We start from the raw sequence: 5,553 nt of genomic DNA, 5'->3' as shown, positions 1-5,553 counted from the left end.
GCCACGCTGGCGGCCGGTTCTCTGGTCGCGTTCGCGCTGTCGCGGACGTTTGGGCTCTTCGGTTTTTCGGAGCGGGGCTGGGATCCGTCGCCGTACGCGGCGATCACCGTGGGCGTTGAAGTGCTCGCGGAGGCGTTGTGGGCGGGCTCTCTCGCGGTTAGGCGGGATCGGGCACCTCGCTAGCCGGCCCGTCGCCGACGAGGTCGACAGCGCGCTCAATCTCCGCGGGGGTGGGCGTGGATGGAAGCCGATGGCCCGTTGACGGCGGGGAGTTTGTGCCACCGCGCGCAGGCGCCCGGGGCGTTTTCAGTGTTTTTGAACGAGATTGGGAGCTAGATGGAATCGGGAACTTCGGGCCGGGCCGCGTCGGCGCTGGAGGCGACGGGGGCGGACCACTTGCGTCGGAGCCGACGTTTCAGGGACATCGAGGGCTTTTCGATGAGGAACCAGCTCGCGGCGGCCAGTGGCAGCGTGGCCACCACCGAGACGAGAAAGAACAGGGGTGGATACAGACGCGCCGCGAGACCGCAGACGGCCAGCAACTGCTGGGTCGGGAATGCGTAGATGTACATGCCGTAGGACAGATCTGTGCGCAGTCTCAACCGATCGCTCTTCAGCAGGGCACCGGACACGATAACGGCGTAGGCAAGTGGAAGGGCGCCAACCACGCGGTAGTCGGGCAGGAAGCCGGCGGCGACCACGATGGCGATGCAGACCGCGACGAGCGACCATCGGGCGGGGATCACGTCTCGCCATTGGTACATGACGGCGCCGGCCGAAAACATGATGGCCGAGCGCACCGCAAGCTGCGGGATGGTCCACACCCCCGGGAACGTCAGGGGCGGCACCACCAACGCCAACAGCGCTGCCAGAACCAAGATGGCGGGGGAAATCCACCGGCGATTGGCCAGTCCCGCGACGCCGATGCCGGCGACGGCGAGGTAACACAAAAGTTCCCAGATCAGTGACCATAGGGAGCCGTTCCAGGAGTCTCCGCCCGGTACACCGCGCGGGGTGCCACCGACGTCGTGCTGCAAATAGGCCACCGCGCTGTTCTTAAGGACGTACTCGAGCGGTGCGGTTGACCCCAGCAGCTTGGCGGCCGAACCACCCTGGATCGCCACGCTGAGCGGGGCGAAGACGAACGCTGTCACGATCAGGCAGATGTAGAAGCCAGGCAGGATGCGAAGTGCGCGGGCGGAGAGGTAGTCACGCAGGCGCGGGTCGGTGAGCCAACTCCGGGCGATGAGGAATCCCGAGATTGCGAAAAACCCGTCCACACCCACCGAGAAGAAAAGCTGCAGAATCGACTTCGGCGGCACGTGGCCCGTGATGGGCCAGGAGTGGAACAGCATCACCTCGGCCGCCAGGGCCAACCGGAACAGGTTCAGCGCATTTTTGCGCGGATCGAATACCAGTCCTAGCTTCATCCGCCTCCGCCCGTCGTCTTCCACCCAGCGCCGTCGGCGCCATCGTATCGGCCGTGACTAGGCTGTGCCCCGGAATTCCGGGGGAAGCGCGGAACTTCGAACCTCCGTGGGCAGGACGATGGCCGTTTGCGCTGTTTGCTTTCGGGGGGCCTGGGCCTTTCGCTTGAGACGATGTTTGAGAGACCTTGCGGGATTTTCGACCAAAAACCAGCTTGCTGCGGCCAGCGGAAGGGTCGCTATCGTCGCAACGACGAAGAACGCGAACGGATTTAGCCACATGAGCCCACCGATGACCAGCAGCTGCTGGATCGGGAATGCGTAAATGTAGAGACCGTAGGACAGATCCGTGCGCAATCTCAGGCGTTTGTGGTGGATCAGGGCACCCGACACGATGATGGCATATGCCAGCGGAACGGCGGCCACCATACGGTAGTCGGGCAGCAGGCTGGCTGCCGCAACGATAGCCAGGCTCACCGCCACGAGGGACCATCGAGCTGGAACCTTGTCTCGCCACTGGTAAAGGAGCGCGCCGGACGTAAACATAATTGCGGTTCGACAGGCCAAAAAGAGGAGGGGGACGAGCGCATTGCCTTGCTGGTGAGTCAATTCCTCGGGAGAGGTAAGGGGCGGCAATAGCGACGCCCCGATCAGTGCTACCACCAATATCGCGGGAGAAACCCAGCGGCGGCTGGCGAGTCCGACCACGCCGATACCGGCAACAATCAGGTAGCACATCACTTCCCAGATGAGGGACCACAACGACCCGTTCCAGACACCCGCAACCGGGACCCCGTGCGGTGTCCCGTTGATATCAAACTTCACCAGCGCCACCGCGCTGTTTTCCAAAACGAACTCTAATGGCGCGCCGGACGCTAAGAGCTTGCTGACCGAGCCACCTTGCATCGCCACCCCGATCGGGGCGAAGACAAACGCGGTAACGATCAAGCAGGCGTAGAAGCCGGGAAGAATGCGAAGTGCTCGGGCCGCAAAATACCCACGGACTCGCGGATTACTCAGCCAACTGGCGGTGATGAGGAATCCCGAGATCGCGAAAAACCCGTCAACGCCCACACAAAGAAGAAGTTGGTAAACCGGCTTGACCGACAGGACACGGCCTGTGACCCCCCAGGAGTGAATGAAGATTACCTCGGCCGCCAGCAGCAGGCGCCACGCGTTAAGCGCGTTGCTCCGGGGATCGAATGTGCACCCCAAATTCATACGGTCCCCGTTCTTCGGCCGCGCTCCCCACCGGCGCCATCGTATCGGCCCCCGACGGCAAAGTTATGGAATTAGCGTTTCCAGAATCAATCCGCCGTTGCTCCGCCGCGGGGGGTGTCGACGCACAAACGCTCGACCGCGATGAGCGGACGCTGGTGCCGTTGGAAGCGGATCACGGCCTGCGTATGCGAGCACGGCTATTTGCTATGCATACGTTCAATAAACTTCGTCGTCTCCTCCCAGGTGGGAAGCAGACCCGCGGCGCGCACTTCGTCGAAGCCGGGGGCCGCGGCGTCGCGCTCGGACAGCGTAGGCGGGGCGCCGTCCACCAGTGGCCAGTCGATTCCCAGCGCCGGATCAGTCGCACAAATGGTGTGTTCGCGCTGCGGGTCGTATTCCGCCGAGCACAGATACATCACCGTCGAATTGTCTTGTAACGCCAGGAATCCATGCCCCAGGCCTTCGGACACGTAAATCGTCCTGTGCTCGGAGTCGTCGAGCAACACCGAGTCCCACTGCCCGAATGTCGGTGACCCCACCCGGATGTCGACGACGACGTCGAATACCGCACCGCGCACACAGGTCACGTACTTGGCCTGGCTCGGCGGTACCTGGGCGAAGTGCAGTCCGCGCAGCACACCGGCCGATGACACCGAGCAATTGGCTTGCCGGACGTCCAACCGGTGCCCGGCGAAGGAGTTGAAGCCCGTGTCGGTGAGCCATTCGAAGAAATGGCCGCGCGAATCGCCGTGGACGGTGGGGGTGATCTCCCAGGCGCCGGGAACTTTCAGTTCGCGGGCTTTCATGTCACTGCCCACGTTCTTCGTAACGGGCTTCCGAGGCGTCTTTCAACGGGCGCCACCACGATTCGTTCGCGCGATACCAGTCAATGGTCTCACGCAGTCCCTCCTCGAAGTCGGTATGTTTTGGCGCCCAACACAACTCGTCGTACAGTGTCGACGGGTCGATGGCGTAGCGCAGGTCATGGCCGGCACGATCGGTGACGTGGTCGAAGTCGTCGGGCTCGCGGCCCATCATCTGCAGCAGCGTCCGCAGCACGGTCAGGTTATCGCGCTCACCTTCCGAGCTGATCAAATACGTGCGACCGATCTCACCCTTGTCCAGGATGCGCCGGACCGCGTTGTTGTGGTCGTCGACGTGGATCCAGTCGCGGACGTTGGCGCCGTTGCCGTACAGCTTGGGCCGCCGCCCGGTGAGCACGTTGGTGATCTGCCGCGGGATGAACTTCTCGACGTGCTGATATGGCCCGTAGTTGTTGGAGCAGTTCGAGATCGTCGCGCGCACCCCATACGAGCGCACCCAGGCCCGCACCAGCATGTCGGCGGCGGCCTTGGTCGCCGAATAGGGACTGGACGGGTTGTACGGCGTCGCCTCGGTGAACCGCGCGGCGTCGTCGAGCTCCAGGTCGCCGTAGACCTCGTCGGTCGAGATGTGGTGCAGCCGCACGCCGTAACGTCGCACCGCTTCGAGGATCGTGAAGGTGCCGACAACGTTGGTGTGCAAAAACGGCTCGGGGCCCGCCAGCGCGTTGTCGACGTGGCTCTCCGCGGCGAAATGCACCACGGCGTCGGAGTCGGCGACCAGCCGCGATACCAGCTCGCCGTCGGTGATGTCGCCGACCACCAGGTCGATGGCGTCCTCGACGCCGGCCAGCGACTCGCGCCGACCCGCATAGGTCAGGGCATCGAGCACCGTCACGGAGTCCTCGGGGTGTTCGCGAACGGTGCTGTGCACGAAATTGGCACCGATGAAACCAGCGCCGCCGGTGACCAGTAACCGCATGCCCCAAACCCTAACCGAGCCGATCGGTCAGTTTGCGGCAGTTAGCGCCAGGGGCCCGGCCAATTCGGTTAGCGCAGGTAGCAGCGTTTCTTCGGGATGGCCGCCCAGCACCTGGATCGCCACGTGGTCGGCTCCGGCGTCCAGATGTTCACGCAGCCGCCCCGCGACGGCTTCCGGGGTGCCGTGGGCGACCACCGCGTCGATCAGCCGGTCGCTGCCGGGCTTGCGCACGTCGGCCTCGGTGAAACCCAGCCGCAGCCAATTGTTCACGTAGTTGCTCAGGCCCAGGTAATGCTCGACGGTCTGGCGGCCGACCTCGCGGGCCTGCTCGGCGTCAGTGCTGAGCACCACTTTGTGCTCGGGCGCCAAATACACCGCCCCGCCAAGTAATTCGCGCGCCTTGGCCGTGTGTTCCGGGGTGGTCAGATAGGGATGTGCCCCCGCGCTGCGCCGCGCGGCGAGCCGCAACACCCGCGGCCCGAGCGCCGCGACCACCCGGCGGCTCGTCGGTACCAGGGCGGCGTCGAGTTGGTCGAGGTAGGAGACCAGGGCGTCGTACGGGGTGGTGTACTCCTGGGTGTGTTCGGGGTGACCGACGCCGATGCCCAGCAGAAACCTTCCCGGGTGACCGGTTTCGATGCGCCTGAAGGACTCGGCGACGGCCGGGGCGGGCGCCGACCAGATGTTGACGATTCCGGTGGCCAGTTGCAGCGACGTCGTTCCCGCCAGGGCCGGGTCGACCCAGGACAGGTCGGCAGCCGGCGAGCCGCCGATCCAGGCGGCGCCGTAGCCCAGCGATTCGATCCGTGCGGCCAACTCGGGGGAGATGGATCGGGTGGGCAGCCATACGCCGAACGTGCCGAGCTCGGGCTTGAGTGAAACTCCCTCGGTCATCCAACTCCCCTACGTCATGTCAGGACTGCTTCAACCCCAGTGGACCCGCCAGTTCGGCCAGTGCAGAGACCAGGTTTTCATCCTTCGTCAGGACCTGCACGGGGACGTGATCGGCGCCGGCGTCGAGGTGTTCGGAGAGCCGCGCCGCGATCTGGTCCACGGTGCCATAGGCCACCACCGCGTCGACCAGACGGTCGCTGCCCGGCCG

The 5,553-nt window shown here is 64.7% G+C and carries 5 protein-coding genes and 2 pseudogenes; 1 reads left to right on the top strand and 6 read right to left on the bottom strand.

What is annotated here, in order from left to right; genetic code table 11:
• A pseudogene (locus Q0W90_RS22915) lies at nucleotides 1-183 on the top strand (hypothetical protein); the annotation flags it as partial.
• 149 nt (nucleotides 184-332) lie between these two features.
• Here the strand turns inward: Q0W90_RS22915 and Q0W90_RS22910 are convergent.
• From Q0W90_RS22910 to Q0W90_RS22885, 6 genes and pseudogenes are all read right to left on the bottom strand, one after another.
• Entirely contained in the window at nucleotides 333-1,430 is a 1,098-nt protein-coding gene (locus Q0W90_RS22910; protein ID WP_297776815.1) for an acyltransferase, read from the bottom strand.
• A 57-nt stretch (nucleotides 1,431-1,487) separates the two neighbouring features.
• Nucleotides 1,488-2,648: an acyltransferase gene (locus Q0W90_RS22905; RefSeq protein WP_297776812.1), complete on the bottom strand. Its 1,161-nt coding sequence runs from the start codon at nucleotides 2,646-2,648 to the stop codon at nucleotides 1,488-1,490.
• Between the two features lie 197 nt (nucleotides 2,649-2,845).
• Nucleotides 2,846-3,454: a dTDP-4-dehydrorhamnose 3,5-epimerase gene (rfbC, locus tag Q0W90_RS22900; RefSeq protein ID WP_297776808.1), complete on the bottom strand. Its 609-nt coding sequence runs from the start codon at nucleotides 3,452-3,454 to the stop codon at nucleotides 2,846-2,848.
• Nucleotide 3,455: 1 nt separating this feature from the next.
• Nucleotides 3,456-4,451: a dTDP-glucose 4,6-dehydratase gene (rfbB, locus tag Q0W90_RS22895; protein ID WP_297595425.1), complete on the bottom strand. Its 996-nt coding sequence runs from the start codon at nucleotides 4,449-4,451 to the stop codon at nucleotides 3,456-3,458.
• A 27-nt stretch (nucleotides 4,452-4,478) separates the two neighbouring features.
• Nucleotides 4,479-5,345, bottom strand: a complete 867-nt coding sequence (locus Q0W90_RS22890) for an LLM class F420-dependent oxidoreductase (protein WP_297776806.1) — start codon at nucleotides 5,343-5,345, stop codon at nucleotides 4,479-4,481.
• Nucleotides 5,346-5,364: 19 nt separating this feature from the next.
• Nucleotides 5,365-5,553, bottom strand: a pseudogene (locus Q0W90_RS22885) (LLM class F420-dependent oxidoreductase); the annotation flags it as partial.

This window comes from Mycobacterium sp., from assembly GCF_025933915.1.
Lineage (GTDB): Bacteria > Actinomycetota > Actinomycetes > Mycobacteriales > Mycobacteriaceae > Mycobacterium.
This window is presented reverse-complemented; position numbering and strand designations above follow the sequence as displayed.